The organism is Actinomycetospora sp., from assembly GCF_036497245.1.
Taxonomy (GTDB): Bacteria; Actinomycetota; Actinomycetes; order Mycobacteriales; family Pseudonocardiaceae; genus Actinomycetospora.
The window spans coordinates 21600-45505 of sequence record NZ_DASXJS010000269.1; the positions used below are offsets into that span (position 1 = coordinate 21600).

The 23906-nt window shown below is 73.6% G+C and carries 24 protein-coding genes and 1 tRNA gene; 8 read left to right on the forward strand and 17 right to left on the reverse strand.

The genetic code is table 11. From position 1 onward, the window contains the following. Positions 1-58: 58 nt before the first annotated feature. From VGI02_RS27425 to VGI02_RS27435, 3 genes are all read right to left on the reverse strand, one after another. Positions 59-628: an Rv2134c family protein gene (locus VGI02_RS27425; RefSeq protein ID WP_331632950.1), complete on the reverse strand. Its 570-nt coding sequence runs from the start codon at positions 626-628 to the stop codon at positions 59-61. Between the two features lie 68 nt (positions 629-696). Continuing rightward, positions 697-1419 carry a histidine phosphatase family protein gene (locus tag VGI02_RS27430; protein ID WP_331632952.1) on the reverse strand — a complete coding sequence of 241 codons (723 nt, stop codon included), beginning with the start codon at positions 1417-1419 and terminating at the stop codon, positions 697-699. 24 nt (positions 1420-1443) lie between these two features. Then, a complete protein-coding gene (locus VGI02_RS27435) occupies positions 1444-2274 on the reverse strand; it encodes an undecaprenyl-diphosphate phosphatase (protein ID WP_331633011.1) in 831 nt (276 codons plus the stop codon). A gap of 107 nt (positions 2275-2381) precedes the next feature. Between VGI02_RS27435 and VGI02_RS27440 the strand changes: the two genes are divergently transcribed. Both VGI02_RS27440 and VGI02_RS27445 read left to right on the forward strand, forming a co-directional pair. Continuing rightward, positions 2382-3389 carry an aldo/keto reductase gene (locus tag VGI02_RS27440; protein ID WP_331632954.1) on the forward strand — a complete coding sequence of 336 codons (1008 nt, stop codon included), beginning with the start codon at positions 2382-2384 and terminating at the stop codon, positions 3387-3389. Positions 3390-3460: 71 nt separating this feature from the next. Beyond that, positions 3461-3712, forward strand: a complete 252-nt coding sequence (locus tag VGI02_RS27445; RefSeq protein ID WP_331632956.1) for a DUF5703 family protein — start codon at positions 3461-3463, stop codon at positions 3710-3712. Between the two features lie 183 nt (positions 3713-3895). On the opposite strand, the gene VGI02_RS27450 is transcribed toward VGI02_RS27445, so the two are convergent. The 3 genes from VGI02_RS27450 to VGI02_RS27460 are packed head-to-tail and all read right to left on the reverse strand — an operon-like array spanning position 3896 to position 6937. Then, complete coding sequence (locus VGI02_RS27450) at positions 3896-4852, reverse strand: NADPH:quinone oxidoreductase family protein (RefSeq protein WP_331632958.1); 957 nt, start codon at positions 4850-4852, stop codon at positions 3896-3898. A gap of 4 nt (positions 4853-4856) precedes the next feature. Next, positions 4857-5627, reverse strand: coding sequence for an SDR family oxidoreductase (locus tag VGI02_RS27455; protein WP_331632960.1), 771 nt, complete (start codon positions 5625-5627; stop codon positions 4857-4859). Beyond that, complete coding sequence (locus VGI02_RS27460; RefSeq protein WP_331632962.1) at positions 5621-6937, reverse strand: M20/M25/M40 family metallo-hydrolase; 1317 nt, start codon at positions 6935-6937, stop codon at positions 5621-5623. The genes VGI02_RS27455 and VGI02_RS27460 overlap by 7 nt, the downstream gene beginning before the upstream one ends. A 100-nt stretch (positions 6938-7037) precedes the next feature. Here VGI02_RS27460 and VGI02_RS27465 point away from each other — a divergent pair. The 3 genes from VGI02_RS27465 to VGI02_RS27475 all read left to right on the forward strand — a co-directional run bounded on the left by VGI02_RS27465 (position 7038) and on the right by VGI02_RS27475 (position 9245). Further along, positions 7038-7121 (forward strand) — tRNA-Leu (locus VGI02_RS27465). A gap of 105 nt (positions 7122-7226) precedes the next feature. Beyond that, entirely contained in the window at positions 7227-8360 is a 1134-nt protein-coding gene (locus tag VGI02_RS27470) for a hypothetical protein (RefSeq protein WP_331632964.1), read from the forward strand. A gap of 39 nt (positions 8361-8399) precedes the next feature. Beyond that, complete coding sequence (locus VGI02_RS27475; RefSeq protein ID WP_331632966.1) at positions 8400-9245, forward strand: YwaF family protein; 846 nt, start codon at positions 8400-8402, stop codon at positions 9243-9245. Positions 9246-9302: 57 nt separating this feature from the next. Here VGI02_RS27475 and VGI02_RS27480 read toward each other — a convergent pair whose 3' ends face one another. Both VGI02_RS27480 and VGI02_RS27485 read right to left on the reverse strand, forming a co-directional pair. Further along, complete coding sequence (locus VGI02_RS27480; protein ID WP_331632968.1) at positions 9303-9656, reverse strand: ArsR/SmtB family transcription factor; 354 nt, start codon at positions 9654-9656, stop codon at positions 9303-9305. Beyond that, on the reverse strand, positions 9646-10089 hold the full coding sequence (locus tag VGI02_RS27485) for an SRPBCC domain-containing protein (protein WP_331632970.1): 444 nt from the start codon (positions 10087-10089) through the stop codon (positions 9646-9648). Before VGI02_RS27485 ends, VGI02_RS27480 begins: the two co-directional genes overlap by 11 nt. 96 nt (positions 10090-10185) lie before the next feature. Between VGI02_RS27485 and VGI02_RS27490 the strand changes: the two genes are divergently transcribed. After that, complete coding sequence (locus tag VGI02_RS27490) at positions 10186-10980, forward strand: enoyl-CoA hydratase/isomerase family protein (protein WP_331632972.1); 795 nt, start codon at positions 10186-10188, stop codon at positions 10978-10980. Between the two features lie 75 nt (positions 10981-11055). Then, positions 11056-12312, forward strand: coding sequence for a cytochrome P450 (locus VGI02_RS27495; RefSeq protein WP_331632974.1), 1257 nt, complete (start codon positions 11056-11058; stop codon positions 12310-12312). Positions 12313-12329: 17 nt separating this feature from the next. On the opposite strand, the gene VGI02_RS27500 is transcribed toward VGI02_RS27495, so the two are convergent. From VGI02_RS27500 to VGI02_RS27525, 6 genes are all read right to left on the reverse strand, one after another. Further along, positions 12330-13202 carry an NUDIX hydrolase gene (locus VGI02_RS27500; protein ID WP_331632976.1) on the reverse strand — a complete coding sequence of 291 codons (873 nt, stop codon included), beginning with the start codon at positions 13200-13202 and terminating at the stop codon, positions 12330-12332. Between the two features lie 26 nt (positions 13203-13228). After that, positions 13229-13777: a Uma2 family endonuclease gene (locus VGI02_RS27505; RefSeq protein WP_331632978.1), complete on the reverse strand. Its 549-nt coding sequence runs from the start codon at positions 13775-13777 to the stop codon at positions 13229-13231. Between the two features lie 45 nt (positions 13778-13822). After that, entirely contained in the window at positions 13823-15016 is a 1194-nt protein-coding gene (locus VGI02_RS27510; protein WP_331632980.1) for an amidase, read from the reverse strand. 5 nt (positions 15017-15021) lie between these two features. Next, positions 15022-16047 carry an LLM class flavin-dependent oxidoreductase gene (locus VGI02_RS27515; RefSeq protein ID WP_331632982.1) on the reverse strand — a complete coding sequence of 342 codons (1026 nt, stop codon included), beginning with the start codon at positions 16045-16047 and terminating at the stop codon, positions 15022-15024. Between the two features lie 60 nt (positions 16048-16107). After that, positions 16108-18033 carry a molecular chaperone HtpG gene (htpG, locus tag VGI02_RS27520; protein ID WP_331632984.1) on the reverse strand — a complete coding sequence of 642 codons (1926 nt, stop codon included), beginning with the start codon at positions 18031-18033 and terminating at the stop codon, positions 16108-16110. A 130-nt stretch (positions 18034-18163) separates the two neighbouring features. Further along, positions 18164-18556 (reverse strand): DUF7715 family protein, encoded by a 393-nt coding sequence (locus VGI02_RS27525; RefSeq protein ID WP_331632986.1) that lies wholly within the window; start codon positions 18554-18556, stop codon positions 18164-18166. 333 nt (positions 18557-18889) lie between these two features. Here VGI02_RS27525 and ilvA point away from each other — a divergent pair, with 333 nt between their 5' ends. Then, positions 18890-20164: a threonine ammonia-lyase IlvA gene (gene ilvA, locus VGI02_RS27530; protein ID WP_331632988.1), complete on the forward strand. Its 1275-nt coding sequence runs from the start codon at positions 18890-18892 to the stop codon at positions 20162-20164. On the opposite strand, the gene VGI02_RS27535 is transcribed toward ilvA, so the two are convergent. The 3 genes from VGI02_RS27535 to VGI02_RS27545 are packed head-to-tail and all read right to left on the reverse strand — an operon-like array spanning position 20161 to position 23858. Beyond that, positions 20161-21363 carry an MFS transporter gene (locus tag VGI02_RS27535; protein WP_331632990.1) on the reverse strand — a complete coding sequence of 401 codons (1203 nt, stop codon included), beginning with the start codon at positions 21361-21363 and terminating at the stop codon, positions 20161-20163. The genes ilvA and VGI02_RS27535 overlap by 4 nt on opposite strands. A gap of 60 nt (positions 21364-21423) precedes the next feature. After that, positions 21424-23364 (reverse strand): cytochrome c oxidase assembly protein, encoded by a 1941-nt coding sequence (locus tag VGI02_RS27540; RefSeq protein ID WP_331632992.1) that lies wholly within the window; start codon positions 23362-23364, stop codon positions 21424-21426. Continuing rightward, the gene (locus tag VGI02_RS27545) at positions 23361-23858 is read right to left on the reverse strand and encodes a hypothetical protein (protein WP_331632994.1); all 498 of its coding nucleotides are present in this window, start codon (positions 23856-23858) and stop codon (positions 23361-23363) included. Before VGI02_RS27545 ends, VGI02_RS27540 begins: the two co-directional genes overlap by 4 nt. Between the last annotated feature and the right edge of the window lie 48 nt (positions 23859-23906).

The following is a 23906-nucleotide window of genomic DNA, read 5'->3' on the forward strand; positions in this document are numbered from 1 at the left end:
GTCGTCGCTGGTGTCCTCGCGCTTCTCGGGACTGGTCACGTGCCGCTCGACACCCGTCTCACGACTCGGCGGGGACGCGTCGGAACCCGTTCTGCCGCGGGCACACGTGGCCCTCGGAGTCCAGGGGCTGGGTGCACAGGGGGCACTGGCGGCGGCCGGCGCCGACGACGCGCTCGGCGCGCGTGGCGAAGGCGCGCGCACGCTCCGGGGTGAGGAAGACGCGCAGGGCGTCCGGGCCCTCGTCGGTGTCGTCGAGCACCACCGACTCGTCGACCTCCTCCTCGGTGACCGCGAGCAGTTCGACGACGACGCTGCGGGACTCGGCGTCCCAGCCCAGGCCCATCGTCCCGACCCGGAACTCCTCCTCGACCGGCACCTCCAGCGGGGAGGTGTCGACGTCGTTCTCCTGCGTGGTGGGCGGGACCTCGGCGCCGAATCGGCGCGAGACCTCCTCGAGCAGCGTGCCGATGCGCTCGGAGAGCACCGTCACCTGCTGCTTCTCCAGGAGGACGGACACCCGGCGGGCCGATTCGCTGGCCTGCAGGTAGAACGAGCGGTCGCCGGGCTCCCCGACCGTGCCGGCGATGAACCGGTCGGGCTGGCGGAAGACGTGGATCACCCTGGGCATGGCCCCTCGATCATGTCGTGCTGGTCGGGTCGGGAGGCGCAGGGCTCCCGGCTGGACTGGACTGGCGGTCAGTTTACGCCGGTGGACCCGCCGACCACCGCCTCGGAGCCCTCCTCCGCGGCGCCCTCCGCGCCCTCGTCCGGCTTCTCCTCGTCGGGCTTCGGGACCAGCGAGGACAGGTCCCCGCCGGTGTCGTTGACGCGCACGACGAAGGGCCGCGTCGGGGTGTAGCTGATCACACTGAGCGAGCAGGGGTCGACCGAGATGCGCTGGAACGAGTCCAGGTGCAGACCGAGGGCGTCCGCGATCACCGACTTGATCACGTCGCCGTGGCTGCACACCACCCACAGGGCCTTCGGGCCGTGCTCCTCGGCGATCTGCGCGGCGTGCTTGCGCACGGCGGCGACGCTGCGGTGCTGCATGTGCGCCAGCCCCTCGCCGCCCGGGAACACCGCCGCGGAGGGGTGGGCCTGGACGACCTTCCAGAGGTCCTCCTTGCCCAGCTCCCCGAGCGTCTTGCCGGTCCAGTCGCCGTAGTCGACCTCCGAGAGCTCGTCGTCGACGACCGCGGTCATCCCGCGCGCCTCGAGCAGGGGCGCCACCGTCTCCTCGCAGCGCTGCAGCGGGGAGCGGACGACGGCGGCGAGCGGGAGGGCGGCGAGCCGGTCGACCAGGGACGTGGCCTGGGCGCGTCCGTGGTCGTCGAGCCCGACGCCGGTCGAGCGGCCCGCCAGTACCCCCGAGACGTTCGCCGTCGAACGGCCGTGCCGGAGGAGGATCACCGTGGTCACGTCCGCCGACCCTAACGGCCCGCGTCAGACGGCGGCGATCATCCCTCCCGAGACGGCCAGCAGCACCAGGAGCCCGAGGATCACCCGGTACCAGACGAACAGGTAGACGGTGTGCTGCTCGACGTAGCGCAGCAGCCAGGCGATCGAGGCGTAGCCGACGACGAACGCGACGAGCGTCGCCACCACCATCTGCGTCGTCGAGGGCTGTGCGCCCGGTCCCGAGGTGTCGGCGATGTCGGGCAGCGAGAACAGCCCGGCCGCGGTCACCGCGGGGATGGCGAGCAGGAAGCTGAACCGCACCGCGGCCGGGCGCTTCAGGCCGAGGAACAGCCCGGCCGACACCGTGCCGCCCGAGCGCGAGACCCCCGGCAGCAGTGCCAGCGCCTGGGCGAAGCCCATCAGCACGCCGTCGCGCAGCGTCAGATCCTCGACCGGCCTGCGCTGCCGGCCGTAGCGCTCGGCCAGCCCGAGGACCACGCCGAACAGGACGAGCGAGGTCCCGATGAGCCAGAGGTTGCGCGCGGGACCCTCGATCGCGTCCTTGAACAGCACGCCGAGGATGCTGATCGGCAGTGTGCCGATGATCACGTACCACGCCATCCGGTAGTCCAGACCGCGTGCCGCCTTGTCGCGCAGGCCCCCGAACCACGCCGTGATCAGCCGCCAGATGTCCGCCCAGAAGTAGATGAGCACGGCCGCCTCGGTCCCCAGCTGGGTGACGGCGGTGAACGCGGAGCCCGCGTCGTTGGCGAAGAACACCTCGGAGACGATCCGCAGGTGCGCCGAGGACGAGATCGGGAGGAACTCGGTCAGCCCCTGCACGAGTCCCAGGACGATCGCCTCGAGCCAGCTCATCTGCACGGGTCCGGGACGGTAACGGACGCCCGGAACATCCGGGTCGCGGTGGGGTCCCGGTGCGGCGTCCGCAACCTCGGGGGGCGCGCCCCCTATCCTGGCGCGCCGTGGAACAGCGACGCCTCGGTGCCAGCGGGCTGCGGGTCTCCCGGCTCGCGCTGGGCACGATGACCTGGGGTCGCGATACCGACGCCGACGAGGCGGGCGCGTCGCTGCTGGCCTTCCTCGACGCGGGCGGCACGCTCGTCGACACCGCCGACGTCTACGCCGACGGCGAGGCGGAGGCGATCCTCGGCGGGCTGTTCGCCGACGTGATCCCCCGCACCGAGGTCGTCCTCGCGACGAAGGCCGGGGCCCGCCGCGACGACGGGCCCTTCGGTGGCGGCGCCTCGCGGTCGTCGCTGCTCGCCTCGCTCGACGCGTCGCTGGACCGGATGGGCACCGACTACGTCGACCTCTGGCAGCTGCACGCCTGGGACCCGGAGGTCCCGCTCGACGAGACCCTCTCCGCGGTCGACCTCGCGGTCTCATCCGGACGGGTCCGTTACGCCGGGGTCGCGAACTACGCGGGCTGGCAGGTGGCGGCTGCGGCCCGGTCGGCGGGTCTGCCGCTGGTGAGCGTGCAGTCGGAGTACTCCCTGCTCGACCGCGGTGTCGAGGACGAGGTCCTGCCCGCCGCCTCCTATCACGGCGTGGGGCTGCTCCCCTGGGGCCCGCTCGGGCGCGGGGTGCTCACCGGGAAGTACCGGGACGGCACCCCCCACGACTCCCGCGGCGCCTCCGCGACCCTCGGGCCCTACGTCGGGCGCCACCGCACCGAGCGCGCCGCCCGGATCGTCCAGGCCGTGGTGACCGCCGCGCACGGCCTCGGGACCTCCCCGCTCGCCGTCGCGCTCGCGTGGGTGCGTGACCGCCCCGGCGTGGTGGCCCCGGTCGTCGGCGCCCGCGACGGGGCGCAACTGCTCGGCTCGCTCGCCGCGGAGGAGCTCACCCTGCCGCCGGCGATCCGGGGGGCTCTCGACGACGTCTCCTCGGCGCCGCTCGTCCCCGTTCCCGACGGCGGTCCGGGGGCCGACGGGGCGGCGGCCGAGGACGAACCCGCCCCCTGGACATGATCCGACCGGTCCTGACGCGGTGGTCACGGACGACGTACGGTGGTTGCCGGACAGTGACCTGGAGGTTGCCCGTGAACGACGCGACGCGACCAGCCCCCACCGAGCCGACCCTCGAGGCCAGCGTGGTCGAGGGCGACTGGGAGTACCAGCCGGTGCGCCTGCCCCCGGACGTGTCCCGGCTCTCGGCGACCACGGAGCTCGGGCTGCGATCGCAGTTCGGCGGCTGGGAGCTCGCCAGGACGCTGCTGTTCGCCGACGGGACCCGCAAGGTGTGGTTGCGACGTCGGGCCTCCCGCGCGGTGCTGGGCGCGGTCTCGGCCTGAGCCTCGTGCCGTTCCGGGTGGACCGACGCGTGGCACACACACTTTCCGGCCCTCGGTGAGGTTCGGGGTCGACGATCGATGTCCGCCGGTTGCCCGCGAACACCTGGTCGAGCGGGGGCCGGTCGCGGCGGTGCCGACGTCGGTGCAGACGACGTGCGTTCGGCGCGTCGGTCCGACACGCACTCAGGGCACGACGACGACGCGACCCGTCGTGGCGCGCGCCGCGATCGCGTCGAGGGCGTCCGGGACCTGCTCGATCGCGTATTCCGCGCCCACCAGTGGGTCGATCTCCTGCCCGGCCCAGAGCCTCTCGAGCTCGCGTTGCCACGCGTCGACCAGCTCGGGGGCGCGCTTCTGGTACGCGGCCCAGTGCACGCCGATGACGTCGTAGTTCTTCACGAGCGCGTGGTTGGTCGGGGCGTCGGCGATCCGTCCGCCGGCGAACCCGATGACGAGCAGCCGGCCCTCCCAGGCGATCACGCGCCGGGACGCGTCGAAGGTGTCCCCGCCGACCGGGTCGTAGACGACGTCGGCGCCGCGGCCGTCGGTGAGCTCCTTGACCGCGGGGATGAGCGCGTCGGCGCCGGAGTCCAGCACGATCACCTCGTCCGCGCCGAGCCGGCGCGCCACCTCGGCCTTGTCCGTCGACCCGACCGTCGCGATCACCCGCGCACCCGCCGCGACACCGAGCTGGACCGCGGCCGCGCCGACCCCGCCGGCGGCCGCGTGCACGAGCAGTGTCTCCCCGGCCCGGAGCCGGGTGCGGTGGTGCAGCGCGCACCACCCGGTCTGGTACGCCACGAAGAAGCCGGAGGCCTGCGCCGCCGTCATGCCCTCCGGCCACGCGTGCCAGGAGCCCAGGACCGCCTGTTCCGCGTACCCGCCGTGCGGCATGACGACCGGCCCGAAGATCCGCTCCCCCGTCGCCGGGTCCACGCCCGCCACCTCGAGGCCCGGGGTGAACGGGAGCGGCGGCTTGTCCTGGTAGGTGCCGCGGCAGTAGAGGACGTCGGCGAAGTTGACCGACGCGGCCTCGACCGTCACGAGGCGCTGTCCGTCGCGCGCGACCGGGTCGGGCAGGTCGGTCAGCTCCAGGACCTCGCGCGGCTCACCGAACCGCGGGACCGTCCAGCCCCGCACGCCCTCAGCCTTCCCAGGCCAGCTGGGGCGGCTCGTCGCCGGTCTTGGGTCCCGGCACGCCGCGGAAGCCGTACGGACCCGGGTCCCGGCCCGGCTGGACGTACCAGCACTCCCCCGCCCCGCCGTCGGCGAGCATGCGTTCCACGGCGTCCGCGACGTCGGAGGGGTCGAGCAGCGGGAAGCCGGCGAACTGGTCGCGCAGGTGCGCGATCAGCGCGGTGTCGGCGAACCCCGGGCACAGCGCCATGACGCGGATGCCCTCGGGCGCGAGGGTGGCGGCCGAGGAGCGCACGTAACCGACGACCGCGTGCTTGGTCAGCGTGTAGATCGCGTCGCCGGGCAACGGGACCAGGCCCGCCAGGGACGACGTCGCGATGATCGTGCCGCCGCCCGCGCGACGCAGGGCAGGCACGGCCGCGGTCAGGCCGTAGACCACGTGGTCGACGTTGACCCCGAGGACACGGCGGTAGGCCTCGGTGTCGAGGTCGGTGATCCCGGACTGCCCACCCACCGCGCCGGCGTTGAGGTGCACCAGGTCCAGGCGTCCGCCCCACGTCTCGGCCTCGGCGACAGCGGCGGACATCGCGGGCTCGGACGTGACGTCGCAGGCGATCGCCAGTCCCGAGACCTCGGCCGCGACCCTGGCCGCGGCGACCGCGTCGCGGTCGACGACGGCGACGCGCGCACCTGCCGTCGCCAACCGCCGGGCGACGGCCTCGCCGATGCCCGAGGCGCCTCCGGTGACCAGGGCGACCGTGCCCTCGGTGATCAGCATGTCGTCAGAATCCTCCCCAGGACCCGCGTCCCGAAGTGCAGCGCATCGACCGGCACCCGTTCGTCGATGCCGTGGAACAGGGCGGTGAAGTCCAGGTCCGGGGGCAGGCGCAGGGGGGCGAACCCGAAGCAGCGCATCCCGAGCTTGATGAACGCCTTCGCGTCGGTGCCGCCGGACATCATGTAGGGCAGCGTGCGCGCGTCGGAGTCCTCGGCCTGCACGGCGGCGGTGATGGTGTCGACGAGGTCCCCGTCGAACTCGGTCTCGACCGCCTCGAGGTTGCGGATCCACTCGCGCTCGACGTCCGGGCCGAGGATCTCGTCGAGCTCGCGCTCGAAGGCCTCCTGCCGCCCGGGCAGGACACGGCAGTCGACCGTGGCCTCGGCGACCGACGGGATGACGTTGGCCTTGTAGCCGGCGGAGAGCATCGTCGGGTTCGCGGTGTCGCGGGTGGTGGCGCCGACGACCCGGGCCACGCCGCCGAGCTTGGCGACCGCGCCGTCGAGAGCTGCGGCGGACTCCGTCGGGAACTCGATCCCGGTCAGGGTCGTGACCTCGTCGAAGAAGCCCCGCACGGTGTCGGTGAGCGTCAGCGGGAAGCGGTGGCGCCCCAGCCGGGCAACGGCCTCGGCGAGGATCGTCACGGCGTTCTCGTCGTGGATCATCGAGCCGTGCCCGGGGCGGGAGCGCACCCGCAGCTTCATCCACGCGATGGACTTCTCGGCGGTCATCACCGGGTAGACGCGGACATCCTCCCCGAGGGTCACCGAGAACCCGCCGACCTCGCCGAGGGCCTCGGTGCACCCCGCGAACAGATCCGGTCGATGCTCGGCGAGCCAGTGCGAGCCGTAGGCGCCGCCGGCCTCCTCGTCGGCGAGGAACGCGAACACGAGATCCCGGGGCGGCACGACGCCCTCGGCTTTGAACTGGCGCGCGAGCGCCAGGATCATCGCGTCCATGTCCTTCATGTCGACGGCGCCGCGTCCCCAGACGTAGCCCTCCCGCACCGCGCCGGAGAGCGGGTGGACCGACCACTCGTCCGCGGCGAACGGCACGACGTCGAGGTGGCCGTGCACGAGCAGCGCGGGCCGCGACGGGTCGGCGCCCGCCAGTCGGCAGAACACACTCAGCCGGCCGGGTGCTCCGCACTCGACGATCTCGGTCTCGTACCCGACCTCGCGCAACTTCGCGTCGACGTACGCGGCGGCCTCCGCCTCCCCCGTCGTGGTCTCGAGCTCGCCGGTGTTGCTGCTGTCGATCTGGATCAGCTCGCTCGTGAGCTGCACGACCTCGTCCTCGGCGGCACCCATGAGGCGCATCCTCTCACTGCACGGCGGATGCGCAGCGGGCCTCGGATCCTGACCCCGTGTGATCGTCGCGGTGCCCGTCGAGTAAGCTCTCCCCTCGCAGGTCCGAGTGGCGGAATGGCAGACGCGCTAGCTTGAGGTGCTAGTCCCCGAGTAGGGGGTGGGGGTTCAAGTCCCCCCTCGGACACACTCTTCCGATCTCTTCCCGCCCGGTTCGTCGGGGGTCACCGTGATCACCGGGCTTCGGCGGTCCTCCTGGGCGGGTATTGCTGCTCCCGCGGCCCTGACGGTCATGCTGGTCGTGGTCTCCACCCACACCGCGATGAATCTGGGCGGGCCGCCCCTCGTCGCGGTCTACGCCGTCGCGATGGCGTGCGTGGTGCTGTTGCTGCCGCTCGCGACGGATCTCCTCCGGCGGGCGCCGTCCTGGGTCACGCCGAGCCTCGTCCTGGTGTGCCTGGCCGTGCTGGTGACGGTGTTCGTCCGCGGCGTCCCGGCGGCCGACGCCATGACCCTGGGGGTCGGCAGCGACCGGGCGAACGCGCTCGACGTGGCGTTGACCCACCTCGCCGCGGGGCTCTATCCCTACTCCGCGACGACCTATCTGCAGAACCCGATCACCCCGCTACCGGGGGCCTTCGTCCTGGCCGCGCCGTGGTGGTGGGTCACCGGGACGGCCGCCTGGCAGAACGTCGGCTGGACGGTGCTGCTGCTCCCGGTGCTGAACGGCGGGTGGCGGCCGCGCCCCGGCCCGACGGTGCTGTGGCTGCTGACCGCCGCCGGCGCCTTCGAGGTGTGGCGTGAGTTCCTCGTCGGCGACGACCTCGTGACCGGGGCGGTGCCCGCCCTCGCCGCCGTGGTGTGGACGCTACGCGCGGCCGACCGCGGGTCGGTGGGGGCCCTGGCGGCGGCCGCGGCCGCTCTCGGGGTGACGACCTGCACCCGGCCCCACCTGGCTCTCGTCGTCGTGATCGTCGCCGTGGCGGTCGGGATGCGCGCGGGACGGCGGCGCGGCCTGCTGGTGGGCGGGGTGGCGGCGATGGCGTGGGCGGTCCTGATCGTGCCGTTCCTCGTGGGCGGCGTGGCCCGGTTCTCGCCGTTGCACGTCGCGGCGAAGGTGACCGGCGAGCGCGGCCTCTCGGCCGGCATCGTGGTGATCGCGCTCGGGGCCGCGCTGCTGCTCGCCGGCGCCCTGTGGCGGTTCGGGCCCTCGTCGGACGAGGCCGTGGGCTGGTTCTGCGCCGTGGTCCTGTTCGCGCCCTCGGTGCTCTCGATGGCCCGGTCGTTGCTCGAGACCGGCGCCGTGTGGGATGCGGACCTGACGCTGGGGGCGGTGGCGGTGCCGTTCGCGGTCTGGGCGCTGGCGGTCCGCGATCGGGTCCCGTCGACCCTCGCGCGGGAAGAACCGGTCGTACTCCCGGCATGAGGGTTCCCCTCGAGCCGGGGAAACCGGGACGATGACGCGGTGCACGTCGTCGTGCCCGCCGTCGAGGCGCCGCCGCCGTCCCCGGTGTTCCTGCCCTGGGGGCCGTCGCACCTCGCCGTCCTGACGATCACCGTCCTGGGCGCGATCGCCCTCGTCGAGCTCGGGCGGCGGGCGAGGGCCCGGACGGTCCGGATGACGGGGCTCGCGCTGGCCGTCGTCCTCGTCGTGGTGACGCTCGGCTACCAGCTCAGCGCGTTCGACCCGGCGCACCCGTGGCTGACCCTGCCGCTCCAGCTCTCGGACCTGGCCCCGTACGCGGCCGCGTACGCGGTGGTGTCGGGGCGTCGGTGGGCGTTCGCGCTCACCTACTTCTGGGGGCTCACGCTCAGCATCCAGGCCCTGCTCACGCCCGCCCTCGGCGGCGGCGACTTCCCAGCGCCGTCGTTCCTGGTGTTCTTCACCGACCACGTGCTCGTGGTGTGGATCGCGGTGCTGCTCACCTGGGGGACGGGGCGCCATCCCTCGTGGCACGACTACCGGTTCGCGCTGGCGGCGACCGTCGTCTGGGCCGTCCCGACGCAGGCGGTCAACGCGCTGACCGGCGCGAACTACGGCTACCTCGACCGCAAGCCGGAGACCGCGTCGCTGCTCGACGTCCTCGGGCCGTGGCCGTGGTACCTGCTCGTCGAGGCGGCCCTCGTCGTCGCGATCTGGGCGCTGATCACGCTCCCGTGGCAGAGGTCGACGGGGACGCGTCCCGCCGGAAGCGGCCGAAGCTGGTGGCCACGTCCGCCGTCGTCAGCAGATTCGGCATCATCACCGACGGCACCTGCGCGACGTCCTCCGGGGAGTCCTCCCAGTCCTCGCCGCGGCCGTTCGGTGTGAGGTCGAACAGGGTGGTCACGAAGGCGAGGTGCTCGATGCCCCGCCCGGTGGTCGGGCTCAAGTCCGGGTCTCCTGATCGAGATGGTCGGACAGTGCGGCGAGCGGGCCGTCCCAGTCGCGGGCCAGGGCGGCGAGGTAGCGCTGGGCGGTGCGCATCGGTGCGGACCGGACGCGGTGGCGGATGCGTCGCCGCTCCCCCGGCTCGGCGGTGACGAGGCCCGCCTCCGCGAGCCGGTCGAGGTGCTTGGTGATCGCCTGGCGCGAGATCGGCACCCGGCCGGCCAGGTCGGTCGCGGTGGACGGGCCGTGCGCGGCGAGGTCGGCCAGGATCGCGCGCCGGGTCGGGTCGGCGAGGGCCGTGAAGACTCCTTCGGCGACCGCCTCGGCCGGGTCGGTGCCCTCAGGCGGCATACGCCGCGTCGAGATGGGCGGCGAGGTCACCGAGCTCGTGGGCCCAGCCCGCGGTGTTGCCACTGTGCGCGGAGCGGTGCTCGTCCGGTCCGAGCTGGGCGAAGCCGGTCTCGGCGACGTGCAGCCGGGTGCCCGACCCGGCCGGCTCCAGGGTGAACTCGACGTAGGTCCGACGGGGGTCCTCGTGCGGCAGGCCGTCGATCCGCCAGGTGAAGCCGAACACCCGCGGCTCCTCGACGCGCTCGACGCGCAGCGCCTGGTCGTGTCCCTCCGCGGTCCAGACGACGCGGGCGGCGCCTCCCGGGCGCAGGTCGATCTCGGCCCGGTCCCCGAACCACGCGGCGAGGCCCTCGGCGGTGGTGATCGCGGTCCAGACCCGCTCGGGTGGGTGTCCGAGCTCGACGGTCCGCTCGATCCGGTCGGGGAATCCCATGCCGCCTCCTGATGCAACTCTTCGATTGCGATAGAAGTTATGGCAACCGTATCGTTGCGTCAAGGGCTCGCGTCGCGGCCGGGTACGGTCGCCGCGATGACAGCCTCGGCGGGGTCCAGCGAACCGTTCGTCCTGGTGGAGATCGACGGTCCGGTCCGGGTGCTCACGCTCAACGAGCCCGCCCGGCGCAATCCGCTCGGCGTGCCGATGCGCCGTGAGCTGCGGGCCGCGCTCGAGGCGGCGCATGCCGACGACGCCTGTCGGGTGCTCGTGATCACGGGTGCCGGGCCCGCGTTCTGCTCCGGGGCCGACCTGGCCTCGATGCCGCGGGGCGACCGCGCCGACGCCCGGGACCGGTTGCACCTCATGGCCGATCTCATCTCGCTGCTCGTCGAGGGGCCGCTGCCCGTGGTCGCGGCCGTCGATGGCGCCGCGGTCGGCGCGGGCACCTCCCTCGCGGCTGCGTGCGACTACGTCGTGGTGGGCCGGTCGGCCACCTTCGGCGCGATCTTCGGCCGCATCGGGCTGGTCGCGGACTCCGGGCTGCACTGGACGCTGCCCCGCCGCGTGGGGCCCGGGCCGGCGCGGCGGATGCTGCTCCGCGGGAAGCTCCTGGGCGCCGAGGAGGCGCGCGGGCTCGGGCTCGTCGACGAGCTGGTCGGCGACGGCGCGTCCCTCGCCGCCGCGCGGGACGTGGCCGCCGACCTCGCCACCGCCGCGCCGCTGGCTCTCGCCGCCACCAAGCGGCTGCTCGCGAACCCGCCGGCCACCCTCGCCGAGACCCTGCACGCCGAGGAGTGCGCGCAGGTCGAGCTGTTCGAGACCGCGGACTTCGCCGAGGGCAACGACGCGTTCTTCGCGAAGCGCCGCCCGGTGTTCCACGGCCGGTAGGTCGCTCCCCCGACGGTCACCGTCCAGGTGGGAGTCCCCTTTCGTTCCGGGGGCGGATGCAGCAGGGTCGAGGTCGTGAGCACGAGTACCGATCACCCCGCCACCGAGGACCGACCGGCGCCGCTCGGGCTGCGCCGCGACGGGCTCGATCCCGACCCGGCCGTCACCGCGCTCCGCGAGCACGACGGGGTGTGCCCGGTGACGACGCTGGCCGGGCATCAGGCCGAGCTCGTGGCCGGGTTCCAGGACGCCCGGACCGTCCACGGGGACCCGGCGTTCAGCTTCGAGGCGATGCCGCCCCCGCCGGGCATGGACGCCGGGATCGACCCCGAGGAGCTCCTGCGCCGTCGGGCCGGGATGCTGCTCGCGCTCGACCCGCCGCACCACACCCGGCTGCGCCGGATGCTCACCGGCCGGTTCACGGTGCGCGCGATGAAGGCGCTGGAGCCGCGGGTCACGGCGACCGTCGACGAGGCCCTCGAGCGGATGACGGCAGGTGGGCCGCCCGCCGACCTGGTTGCCGACTTCGCTCTCCCGGTGCCCTCACTGGTGATCTGCGAGCTCCTCGGTGTGCCCTACGGCGACCGCGACGAGTTCCAGGACCGCGCGGCGCGCACCCTGCGGTCCGACCTCTCCCCCGCCGAGCGCTCCGAGGTGATCCTCGCGTCGCGCGCGTACATGGGCACCCTCGTCGACCGCGCCCGCCGCGACCCGGGTGACGACCTGCTCGGCATGCTGATCCGCGAGCACGGCGACCGGTCCGCGGCCGAGGGCGGCATCGACGACGACGAGCTCGCGGGCCTGGCCAACCTGCTGCTCGTCGCGGGACACGAGACGACGTCGAACGTCATCGCCCTCGGGACCCTCGCCGTCCTCACCGACCCCGACCAGATGGCGGTGCTGCGGGCCGCCGTGGACGCCGACGACCCGGCCCCGCTGAACGCCGCGGTCGAGGAGATGCTCCGCTACATCTCCCCGGTCTCGGCCGGGTTCCCGCGCATGGCGACCGGCGACGTCGCGGTCGGCAGCCACGACATCCCGGCCGGGACGATGGTGACCGCGTCGCTGTGCGCGGCCAACCGTGACCCGTCGCTGGGGTCGGGCGACCTCGAGCACCTGGACCTGGCGCGGGCTCCCCTGCCCCACGTCGCGTTCGGGTACGGCATCCACCACTGCCTCGGGGCCCCGCTCGCCCGGATCGAGCTGCGGATCGCGTTCACGGCGCTGCTCCGGCGGCTGCCCGGCCTCATGCTCGCGGTCGATCCGGCGGACCTGCGGTACCGACGGGAGAACCTGATCCACGGTGTGGAGGCGCTTCCCGTCACCTGGTGAGGGACGGGCCCGGCCGGCTAGCGCGGTGCGAGGCGCTCCCGGTTGAGCTCGGCGTAGTGGCCGGGCAGGACGAGGCGCGGCGCGCCGTCCTCGCCGAGCTCCAGCCCGGGCATGATCGGCGCCGGGATCGGGCGGTCGGCGGCGTCGAGGACCGCTTCCACCGACGGGTGCTGGGCCAGCTCGAGGAACGTGCAGTACTGCGGCGGGAGCATCGCCACCGACTCCCCTGCCGCGGCGAGGGCGTCCTCGACGCCCATCCAGCCCGCCGCGTCCGACTCCGTCGACCCGGCCTCGGCCTGTTGGCCGGCCGGGCTGGCCGTCACGAAGAAGAACGTCCGGTACCGGCGCGGCTCGAACTCCGGCGTGACCCAGCAGGTCCACGCGCGGAGCAGGTCGGTGCGCACGACCAGTCCCCGCTCCCGTAGGACGTCGGTGAACGCCGTCTCGCGGGCCTCCAGGGCCCGCCGCGCCTCGGCCCACCCGGGCCCGGAGGTGTCCGAGACGACGGAATCGCCGTCCGGCCCGGCCAGCAGCACCCCGGACTCCTCGAACGTCTCCCGGATCGCCGCGCACACCACGGAACGCGCCGCGGACACGTCGTCGAGGCCGAGGCGCTCCGCCCACACCGACGGCGACGGCCCGACCCACCCGACGTCGTCCGTGGCGTCGCGGGGATCGACCCCGCCGCCGGGGAACACGACCATCCCGCCGGCGAACGCCATCTGCGTGCGCCGGCGCAGGAGGAACGCCTCGGGGGTGCCGTCCGCCGCGGCCCGCAGCAGGATCGTGGAGGCTGCGACCTTCGCCGGGGCGGGGGCCTCGGTCCGCGCGCTGTACTCCGCGAACTGGTCGGCGAAGCCCGGCGGCATCGCGGTCGGGTCCATCGTCATGGGGCCATCTGATCACACTCGAGCATTCAGCCCAGGGCATCGAGGTCGAGCGTCACGCCGAGCCCGAGCGGGGCGCTCCCGCGATGCTCGGCGACCAGCTCGTAGGTGCCGTCCACGAGGCGGAACTCGCGCAGAACCACGGGCGGGCCGGGCTCGACGAGCAGGTAGGTGGGCACGCCCGCCTCGGCGTACTCGGCGAGCTTGAGGATGCGGTCCAGCCGCCGCGAGCCGGGCGAGAGGATCTCGATGGCGGCGATAGCGTCCGCGCCGAACAGCCGCGGCGTGTCGTCCACGAGCCCGGGCGGACCGAGGACGAGGTCGGGGATCCGCACCGTGGCGGCCGTACCGCCACTGACCACGAGCTCGAACTCGGGCAACACCTCGAAGCGGCCGCCACGCGCGGCGTCGAGTTGCGCACCGAGGCGCATGACCAGTCTCTGGTGCCGAGCGATCGGACGAGCCGCCATGACGGGCACTCCCTCGGCGAGCTCGAACCGCCACTCCGAGGACTCCGGGAGCGCGATCCACTCGTCGAGGCTCAGGAGGTGATCGGGCCTGGTCGGCATCATGGTCATCACACTCCTTCGACGGGACCGATCCTCCCACGGTTCCGTCGGACCTCAGCCCGTCTCGCGTGGTCGGGCCTCGTGCCAGGAGGTCCGGTCCTGGAACCACGCGCCCGCCGCGCACGCCGCGTCGTCGGCGCCCACCGGGCCGGTCAGCTGCATGCCGACGGGCATCCCCGACTCCGGGTGGGGCCCGACCGGCACCGTGAGTGTCGGCCCCCGGTGGACCGCCCACGGGGCCGTCAGCTCCCCGATGCGCTTCGTCAGGGCGACGACGTCCGGCTCCTCGCCGATCCGCGGGACGTCCACCGGCACCGTCGGGGTGAGGAGTACGTCGACGTCGGCGAAGATCGTGTCGAGGCCGCCCCGGAACGCGGCGAGGGCGTCCATGGCGCGAGCCCGATCCGCGGCGGAAACGCCGAGGCCGAGCCGCAGCCGGGTCAGCGTGTCCGGGTGGAACCGGTCCGGGGCGTCGCGCAGGCGCTCGGCGTGGAGCGCGGCGAGATCGTGGTAGACGACGGTGTAGAGGTCCTCGCGGACCGTGTCGAGGCCCGGGACCGGGATCGGCCGCAGCTCCGTTCCCCCGTCGGCGAACACCAGTGCGGCCGCGTCGACGCGCGCCGCGACGGACGGATCCGTGGGCCCCGGCAGGACGACGACCCCGACGACGTCGGGTCGTCGCGGCGACGGCGCGGCCGGCTTCCGCCCGGCGAGCACCGCCGAGACCAGGGCCGCGTCCCGGGCGGTGCGGGTGAGCGGCCCGGTCGCGTCGGTCTCCGGGCAGCACGGGAAGACGCCATCCTCGGGCACGGTGCCGTAGCTGGGGCGCAGCCCGGTCACGCCGCACATCGAGGCGGGCAGCCGCACCGAGCCGCCCGTGTCGGTCCCGAGCGCCGCGTCGACGAGCCCGCCGGCGACCGCCGACCCCGAGCCCCCGCTCGACCCGCCGGGGATCCGCGTCGGGTCCCACGGGTTGGCGACGCCACCGTGCACCGAGTTCTGCGAGGTGACCCCGAGCGCGAACTCGGCCATGTTCAGCGTGGCGACGATCCCCGCGCCCGCGGCCCGCAGCCGGATGACGACCTCGGCGTCGTGCGCGGCGACGTGGTCGGCGAAGAATGCGGAGGCCCGCGTCGAGCGCACCCCCGCCACGGACACGTTGTCCTTGACCCCGATCCGCCACCCGGCGAGCGGCCCCGAGGTCCCGGGAGTCGCCTCGACCGAGCTGACGACGGCGTTGAGGTCCACTCTGCTCAGGCGTCCGCGACCTGGGGGACGACCTCGCCGAGCAGCTCGATGGAATGCAGCAGGTCGGCGTGGCGCAGGCGCGGGTTGGTCATCTGCAGGTTGATCCGGTCGACCCCGCCGAGCTGGGAGGAGATGCGCGCCAGCTTCGTCGCCACCTGGTCCGGATCGCCGACGACGTACGCCCCGTCGGGGCCGCGGGTCGCGTCGAACTGCCGGCGCGTCGGCGGCATCCCGCCCCGCTCCCGGGCGATCGTCGTGAACATCGCCTCCCAGCCCGGGTAGAAGGCGTTGGTCGCCTGGGCGACGTCGTCGCCGAGGAACCCGAAGCAGTGCAGGCCCACCGTGAGCTGTGCCGGGTCGTGCCCGCCCTCCGCCCCGGCGCGCCGGTAGAGGTCGATCAACGGGGCGAACTGCCGTGGCTCCCCGCCGATGATCGCGACCATGAGCGGCAGGCCGAGCAGCCCGGCCCGCACGAACGACTCGGGCGAGCCCCCCACCCCGACCCACACCGGCAGGGGGTCCTGAGCCGGGCGGGGGAAGACGGGCTGGTCGTTCAACGCCGGCCGATGGCGGCCCGACCACGTGACGCGCTCGTTGCGCGTGAGCGCCACGAGGAGGTCGAGCTTCTCCTCGAACAGCGAGTCGTAGTCGTCGAAGGAGAGCCCGAAGAGCGGGAAGGCCTCGATGAACGACCCCCGGCCGACGACGAGCTCCACACGCCCACCCGAGATCAGGTCGACCGTGGCGTACTCCTGGAACACCCGCACCGGGTCCGCGGCCGACAGCACCGTCACCGCCGAGCGGAGCCGGATCTGCCGGGTGCGCGCCGCCGCGGCGGCGAGGATCACCGCGGGCGCCGCGTCGTAGTACTCGGCCCGGTGGTGCTCGCCGATGCCGTAGGAGTAGAGCCCGGCGCGGTCGGCCGTCTCGATCTCCTCGAGCAGGTGGGTGAACCGCTCGACCGGCCCGACGACCTGTTCGGTGTCGGGGTCGGTCACGGCCGCCACGAAGCTGTCGACCCCGACCTTCATGACTCCCCCGTCGCTTCGCTCGCCCCGGTCACATCTCCCCCGTCGCTTCGCTCGCCCCGGTCACGACAGGGTCGCCGCCAACCGCTGCGCCAGCTTCCCGACGAAGACCGAGGGCTCCTTGAGCTCCCCGCCCTCGGCGAGCAGCGCCATGTCGTGCAGCAGCGAGGCGGTCTCGGCGACCCCGGCGTCGTCCGGCTTCGTCTCGTGCGCGGCCTTGAGGTTCTCGACGAGCGGGTGCTTCGGGTTGAGCTCCAGGGTGCGCTTCTGGACCGGAAGCTCCTGGCCCATCGAGCGCATCATCTGCTCGAGCTGCGGCGGGATGGCGCCGACCTCACCCACCAGGCACGCCGGCGAGGTGGTGAGCCGCGTGGAGAGCCGGACCTCGGCCACGTCGTCGGCGAGGGTCGTGGTCATCCAGGACAGGAGGTCGTCGAAGCCCTCGGGCTTCGCGGCGTCGTCCCCGAGGTCGACGTCGCCCTGGGCGATCGAGGCGAAGGGCTTCGCGTCCTCGCCGGAGCCGTAGGCCGATACCGTCCCGACCCACACCTCGTCGACCTGGTCGGTCAGGAGCAGGACCTCGTACCCCTTCGCGCGGAAGGCCTCGATGTGCGGGGAGTTCTCCACGCTCGCGCGCGAGTCGCCCGTGACGTAGTAGATCGACTCCTGGCCCTCGGGCATGCGCTCGACGTACTCGGCGAGCGTCGTGGGCTTCTCGGGGTCGTGCGTGGAGTCGAACGAGGAGGCCTCGAGGATCGCCTGCTGGTTGTCCTGGTCGGTGAGCAGGCCCTCCTTGAGAGCGCGGCCGCACTCGGTCCAGAACGTCGCGTACTTCTCCGCGTTCTCGGTGCGCATCGCCGTGACCGTCTGCAGGACGCGCTTCACGAGCCGCCTGCGGATCAGCTGGATCTGACGGTCCTGCTGCAGGATCTCCCGGGAGACGTTGAGCGAGAGGTCCTGTGCGTCGACGACGCCCTTGACGAACCGCAGGTACTCGGGGACGAGCGCCTCGCAGTCCTCCATGACGAACACGCGCTTGACGTAGAGCTGCACGCCGCGCTTAGCGTCGCGCATGTAGAGGTCCATCGGCGCGTGCGCCGGAAGGAACAGCAGGGCCTGGTACTCGAAGGTGCCCTCGCCGGTGAACCGCATGGTCTCCAGCGGCTCCTGCCAGTCATGGGAGACGTGGCGGTAGAACTCGGCGTACTCCTCGTCGGTCACCTCCGAGCGCGGACGCGCCCACAGGGCCTTGCGGGAGTTGATCGGCTCGAGGGAGGAGTCCTCGGATTCCGCCTCGTCGTCCTCCTCGGCACCCTCCACCGCGGTGGGTGCGCCGGGGTTCAGCAGGATCGGCCAGGTGATGAAGTCCGAGTAGCGCTTGACGATGCGCCGGACGGTGGCGGGGTCGGCGTAGTCGTGAAGGTTGTCGTCGGCGTCCTCGGCCTGGAGGTGCACGGTGATGCTCGTGCCCTGGGGCGCGTCGGGAACTTCGGAGATCTCGTAGGTCCCCTCCCCCGCGGACTCCCAGTGCACGCCGCCGTCGGTGCCGGCGCGGCGCGTGGTCATCTCGACCCGCTCGGCCACCATGAAGCTCGAGTAGAAGCCGATGCCGAACTGACCGATCAGCTCGGCGTTCGCCTCCTCCGACCCGGCCGCCTGCGCCTCGCGCAGCTTCGCCAGGGTCTCGGCGGTGCCCGACTTCGCGATCGTGCCGATCACGCTGACGACGTCGTCGCGCGACATCCCGATGCCGTTGTCGGCGATCGTCAGCGTGCGGTTCTCGGCGTCGGTCCGCAGCTCGACGTGCAGGTCCGAGGTGTCGACCCCGAGGTCCTTGTCCTGGTAGGACTCCATGCGGAGCTTGTCCAGCGCGTCCGACGCGTTGGAGATCAGCTCCCGCAGGAACACGTCCTTGTCGGAGTAGATCGAGTGGATCATCAGCTGCAGTAGCTGACGGGCCTCGGCCTGGAACTCGATCGTCTCGCTCATCGCTGTACTGCGTCCTCTCCTGGATCGGCCTCGGGGTCGATCACCACGATAAACGGGACCCTCACAGGTCGAGCGCGGCCCGGAGCGTCCGGCGGTCGTGACGGCATCGAGGTGGACTCGCGACCGCTGCTCATGTCGGCAGTCCGCTCGGCAGCGTGCGGCGGGAGAGCAGGTCCAGGCGCCGTTCGAGAACCGTGCCGACCGGCCAGTGCACCGCCAGATCGGCGAGATCCTCGGCCTCGTCGCGGGCATGCGACGGGTCCCATCCCTGCTGGTGGAGCGACGAGCGGAGGGCTTCGACGTAGTCGTCGGGCGTCAGCGGGACGTCGGCGACCCGCGCCGTCGTCGTCGCCCGGTGCGAGTTCAGCCCGGCGAAGCCGCGGCCGCACCCGCAGCCTCCGTCCGGGTCGTCGCGGTCCTTGCGGCACACCTCTCCGATGCGCACGAGCTCACTCTCGACGGCCCAGTGGTAGTCGTTGCGTCGCGTGCCCTGGGTCTGCCCCGTGGCCACCAGCACCTTCATCGGTCCTCCTCGGTCGATCGACCGGAGAGTTACCAGGGCGCACCGACAGTCTCCGCCCGGCCAGGGGATCGTTCCGGCGGCCCGAGATCGCGAGTCGTGCGGCGGAACGCCGCAGATCCGATGCGTTCCGCCGCACGGATGTGGATCATGTTTCCGGATCGCCGGCCGGTGTCCCGCTCGGCATGATCAATTGCCTAGCGAGTCCGCCATCGGCCAGAGGCCCCAGGGCTGCCGCGCCCCCGGGTGACCGACGTCGGAGGGGTCGCTCGGCCCGTCGGCGGCCCCGCCGACCTACCATGGGCCGTTCGGATCAGACGAGCAGGGAGCAGTGCGATGGCGGGCGGGGACGGGACGGCGTTCGAGAAGCAGGTGCTCGAGGCCTCGGAGCGTCTCGCCGGGATCGCCGAGGTCACACCGCTGCAGTACAACCCGCGGTTGTCGGCCGACTCCGGCGCCGACGTCTGGTTCAAGCGCGAGGACCTGCAGGTCGGGCGGTCCTACAAGCTCCGCGGGGCCTACAACTTGATCTCGCAGCTCGACGACGAGGCCCGCGCGGCAGGCGTCGTCTGTGCCTCCGCAGGCAACCACGCCCAGGGCTTCGCGTTCGCCTGCCAGGCCCACCGCGTCCGCGGGCGCGTGCTCATCCCCTCCACGACCCCCCGTCAGAAGCGCGAGCGGATCGCCGCGCTGGGCGGGGACATGGTCGACCTGGTGGTGCAGGGCGACACCTACGACGAGGCCTCCGCGGCGGCGACCGCCTTCGCCGAGGAGAACGGCGCCACGCTGGTCCCGGCCTTCGACGACAGCCGGACCGTCGCGGGGCAGGCGACGGTGATCGCCGAGACCATCGAGCAGCTCGGGCATGCGCCCGACGTCGTCGTCGTGCCGGTCGGCGGCGGCGGGCTGCTCGCGGGCACCGCGACGTGGCTGCAGGCCACCCATCCCCGCACGCGGGTCGTCGGCGTGGAGCCCGCGGGCGCGCGCAACGTCGCCGCCGCCCTGCACGCGGGCAAGCCGACGGTGCTGCCCGAGGAGGGCTTCGACCGCTTCGTCGACGGCGCGGCCGTGCGCAAGGCGGGCGCGGTGACCTTCCCGCTGATCCGTCGCTCGGGGGCCCAGCTGCTCGCGGTGGACGAGGGTCTGGTGTGCACCGAGATGCTCGCGCTCTACCAGACCGAGGGCATCATCGCCGAGCCCGCGGGCGCCCTGGCCGGTGCCGCGCTGCGCTCGGACGGGCCGGAGCTCGACCTCACGCCCGGCGAGACGGTGGTCGCCATCCTCTCCGGCGGCAACAACGACGTCTCGCGCTACGCCGAGGTCATCGAGCGCTCGCTGCGCTTCCAGGGTCTCAAGCACTACTTCCTCGTGGAGTTCCCGCAGGAGCCGGGCGCGCTGCGGCGCTTCCTGGACGAGGTGCTCGGCCCGGACGACGACGTCACGCGCTTCGAGTACGTCAAGCGGGACAACCGGGACTCCGGGCCCGCGCTGGTCGGCGTCGAGATCGGCGTCCGCGAGGACTACGAGCCGCTCCTGGAGCGGATGGCGCGCTCCCCGCTGCAGATCGAGGCGCTCGAGCCCGGCTCGCCCGCGTTCCGCTTCCTGGTCTAGGTCCGCTCCGCGCGCGTGGGCACCACCGCGATCGCCACCAGCGGGGCGATCGCCGCCGCCGCGAAGCCGACCCCGTAGCTCGTCGCGCCGATCAGCGCGCCCAGCACCGGCGGGGCGGCCGAGGCGACGATGTTCTGGGTCGTGTTCTGCACGCCGAGCGCCCGGCCGGACCACGCCTGGCCGGCGATCTCGGCCGTGGAGACGAACGCGAGGCCGTTGTCGGCCACCGTCACGATCGCGCCGACCACGATCGCCGCGACGGCGATGAACGGCACCCACGCCGACCCGAGGGCGAACCCGAGCATCACCAGCACGGAGCCGCCCGCGAGCTGGCGCATCGGGCGCAGCCGTGAGCCGACCCGGTCGGACCACCAGCCGGTCGCGATGCGCCCCGCGGCGCCGAGGATCTGGGCAACGGCGACGAAGACGCCCGCGATCCCGGGTGACCACCCCAGCTCGCGGACGAGGTACTCGAGGGCGAACGCCGAGATCGCGAACTGCGGCAGCACGAGCAGCGCCGAGGCCGCGTGCAGCCGGTAGAGCGTCGGGGTGCCGTAGGGGTTCCCGGTCGGTTCGTGCGCGGCGGGGGCGCGCCGTGGGGCGTCCTGGGCGACGAGGACGACGAGCACCGCCGCGACCAGGCACACCAGCCCCGTCCACCCGAGGGCCACGAACGGTCCCTGCGTGGTGGACAGCACGGGCAGGACCAGCGCGGCGAGGGCGACCCCGAGCGGCTGCGCGGTCTGGCGGATGCCCATCGCCACGCCGCGCTCCTCGACGGTGAACCAGCCCATGATCAGCCGGCCGCTCGCCGCGTTCACCGACGCCGCACCCATCCCGCCGAGGCCGAGCAGCAGCGAGATCGTCACCAGCGACGACGGCGGGGACAGGGCCACGCCGCCGACCACGACCCCGGCCAGTCCGAGACCCGCGGCCATCGGGAACCGCTCCCCCACGCGGTCGACGACGAACCCCCACGCGACCAGCGTGAGCAGCAGCCCCGTCGTCGGGGCGGCGACAAGCAGCCCGGCCTCGGCGAGGGAGAGGCCCCGCTCGTCACGCAGGGCCGGGACCAGGAACGGGATGCCGTAGACGAACGAGGATGCCGCGGTCTGCGCGAGCACTCCGACGGCGAGGATCGCCCAGCGGCGCCGTGGTCGGCTCGGTGCGACGTCAGCGGTCGCGGGTTCGGCGCTCACGAGTCGTCAGCATGCCTCACGACCACTCAAGATGCGAGACGCGTCCCACATGGTGGGAACTCAGCGCCGGGCGAGCAGTTCCCGCGCGGCGGCGTCCTCGTCGGCGCCCGCGCGGTGCCACTGCACGAGCAGGACGACGACGACCGCGAGCAGCGGCGCGTCGCCCATCCCCCACGCGAGCAGGGCGGCGACGTGCTGGTCCGCCAGCAGGTCGACCGCCCAGGCCAGGCGCAGGTGCGAGTAGAAGTCGGTGACGAAGACCTGGCCGCCCCCACCGTCGGCGGCGAGGGTCGACGGGATCTGGGCGACGGGCTCGTCGGCGGCGAGCAGGATCACACCGAACAGCGCGTGGAACGGCATCGACGCGACGAGGACCGCGAGCCGGGCCACGTGCGGGGGTCGGGGACCGGGGGGCGGGTCGACCCCGACGAGCACCCAGAAGAACAGGTAGCCGACCCCGAGGAACCACAGCGAGATCGCCGGCATCAGCCAGCCGAGCGGCTGCAGCAGCGAGAACGCGGGCGTCAGGTACAGCAGGAACGGCGAGCCCACCACGAGCACGGCCGCGACGGCGGGGTGGGCGAGCACCCGCAGCGCGGGCGCCTCGAGCAGCGCCTCGAGCCGGTCCCGGGCGTCGCAGTCCTCGGGGAGCGCGCGGCGCGCCAGTGTCACCGGCCCGCCCAGCACCAGCAGCACGGGCGCAACGATCCCGACCAGCATGTGCTCGGCGATGTGGGCGCTGAACAGCGCGTCGGCGTAGCGCCCGAGCCCGGAGGAGGTCGCGAGCACGAGGACCGCGCAGCCCGCGAACCAGGAGACGGTGCGCCCCACCGGCCACCCCTCGACCCGGTGGCGCCACCGGCCGTAGACGACCCCGAGGACGACGGCCACGGTCACGAGGACGACGTCGGGGCGCCAGTCACCGAGCAACGTGGCGGCCGACGGCGGGTCCGGGATGCCGAACCCGAGGACGGCCTCGGTGGGGGTGGTGTGGAACGGCGCCTGTACCGGGGGGACGGCGCGGGTCATGGCGACCGAGAGCCCGGTGACCACGGCGAGCAGCCCGAGCTCGAGCGCGGCCGCTCGAGTGTCAGCGATGCGGCGACGCTGACGTCGGACGTCGGTAGCTCCATATCCTCGAGCGGCGAGACGGCGGCGCGCCAGCACCCCGAGCACCACCACCGTCACCGCCGCCGCGAGGAGCACCAGCCCCCCGTACGCCGTCGCCAGTTCCCCGACCGAGGGGACGAGTACGGCGGCCGCGAGCACACCGCTCGCCACGGTGACCACCGCGCACACCGTCGACACCGCGCCGGCGCGCGCCGCGAACCGGCGCCGGGCCCCGCTGTCGGTGTGCTGCCCTTCCCCGTCGGGCGCCCCCACCAGCAGCGCCCCGACCGTGCCGAGCCAGACCGTCGCCGCGATCACGTGCAGCCCGAGGGCGGGCGCGCCGAGGTCCTTGCCGACCCCGTCGATCGCGTGCCCGGTCACCACCGGCCCGAGCAGGGCGACGCCCGCGAGGACCGAGACGCCGAGGGTCGAGGACCACGTCCGTGCCTCGCGCACCCACACCGCGACCACTGCCGCGCCTGCCGCGCACGCCAGCCAGCCCACCGGGGCCGCCCGCACGACCAGCTGCACCACGAGGTCCGGCCCGGGCGCCGCGAGCCCGCCGGAGACGTCGGCGACCGTGAGCACCGCCGTCACGACCGCGAGGCCCGCCCACGTCCACGCCGCCGCCGAGGCGCTGGCCCGTGCGCGCGCAGACGGACCTGCGGCCCCGTCGACGAGCACGAGCGACCGGGTCAGCGCGCCGAGCGTGACCGCCGCCGCCCCGGTCGCCGCCAGCCGCACCACCGGGAGACCCAACCGGACCAGCTCACCCGGATCGGCGAGGCCGAGTACCGGGTAGGCCGACCGTCCCAGCAGCAGCGCGCCCGCCAGCACCGTCAGCGCGCCCGCGGCGCAGGCCCAGCTCGCGGGCGCGAGCCGGCGCGTCACGGATCGAGGCGTCCGGGGAACCGCGCCCGGTACTCGTCGAGGTGCTGGGACTTGCAGACGTGCTGCTCCTTCTCGTTGATCGCCTGGCGCATGCACTCGTCGAGCGTGCGGGCCTGCGAGGCGTGCAGATAGGTCACCGCGCTCTCGATGGTCGGCCACTCGACGGCCGTGCCGATCGCCACGGCGACGAGCCCGACGACCAGCGCGGCCACCGGCTTCGCCCGTCCCACGGCCCGCCCCGAGCGCACCCGCATCAGGGCGACCAGTGCCGCGACGACCGCGACCAGACCGAGGGCCACCCCGCCCCAGCCGGTCCAGGAGCTCACCAGGCCCATGACGGCGACGACCAGCGCGAACGTCGCCGCGCCGGTGGCGCCGGACGGGCTCTCGTCCGGGGTGGGCCCGGCCCCGCCGTCAGGACCCTGCGGGTCGATCGGACTCTGCGACCCGACCGGTGACGACCCTCCCGAATCCGACGCGCTGGTGCTGGTCACGGGCCCGATGGTGACACCCGCTGCGCGCGCGACCGCGCGCGGGGCGCA

Coding starts and splice junctions, on each gene's coding strand:
- VGI02_RS27425 (WP_331632950.1), bottom strand. CDS start 628: ATGCCCAGGGTGATCCACGTCTTCCGCCAGCCCGACCGGTTCATCGCC.
- VGI02_RS27435 (WP_331633011.1), bottom strand. CDS start 2,274: ATGAGCTGGCTCGAGGCGATCGTCCTGGGACTCGTGCAGGGGCTGACC.
- VGI02_RS27455 (WP_331632960.1), bottom strand. CDS start 5,627: ATGCTGATCACCGAGGGCACGGTCGCCCTGGTCACCGGAGGCGCCTCG.
- VGI02_RS27460 (WP_331632962.1), bottom strand. CDS start 6,937: ATGGGTGCCGCCGAGGACGAGGTCGTGCAGCTCACGAGCGAGCTGATC.
- VGI02_RS27470 (WP_331632964.1), top strand. CDS start 7,227: ATGCTGGTCGTGGTCTCCACCCACACCGCGATGAATCTGGGCGGGCCG.
- VGI02_RS27480 (WP_331632968.1), bottom strand. CDS start 9,656: ATGCCGCCTGAGGGCACCGACCCGGCCGAGGCGGTCGCCGAAGGAGTC.
- VGI02_RS27485 (WP_331632970.1), bottom strand. CDS start 10,089: ATGGGATTCCCCGACCGGATCGAGCGGACCGTCGAGCTCGGACACCCA.
- VGI02_RS27490 (WP_331632972.1), top strand. CDS start 10,186: ATGACAGCCTCGGCGGGGTCCAGCGAACCGTTCGTCCTGGTGGAGATC.
- VGI02_RS27500 (WP_331632976.1), bottom strand. CDS start 13,202: ATGACGATGGACCCGACCGCGATGCCGCCGGGCTTCGCCGACCAGTTC.
- VGI02_RS27505 (WP_331632978.1), bottom strand. CDS start 13,777: ATGACCATGATGCCGACCAGGCCCGATCACCTCCTGAGCCTCGACGAG.
- VGI02_RS27515 (WP_331632982.1), bottom strand. CDS start 16,047: ATGAAGGTCGGGGTCGACAGCTTCGTGGCGGCCGTGACCGACCCCGAC.
- htpG (WP_331632984.1), bottom strand. CDS start 18,033: ATGAGCGAGACGATCGAGTTCCAGGCCGAGGCCCGTCAGCTACTGCAG.
- VGI02_RS27525 (WP_331632986.1), bottom strand. CDS start 18,556: ATGAAGGTGCTGGTGGCCACGGGGCAGACCCAGGGCACGCGACGCAAC.
- ilvA (WP_331632988.1), top strand. CDS start 18,890: ATGGCGGGCGGGGACGGGACGGCGTTCGAGAAGCAGGTGCTCGAGGCC.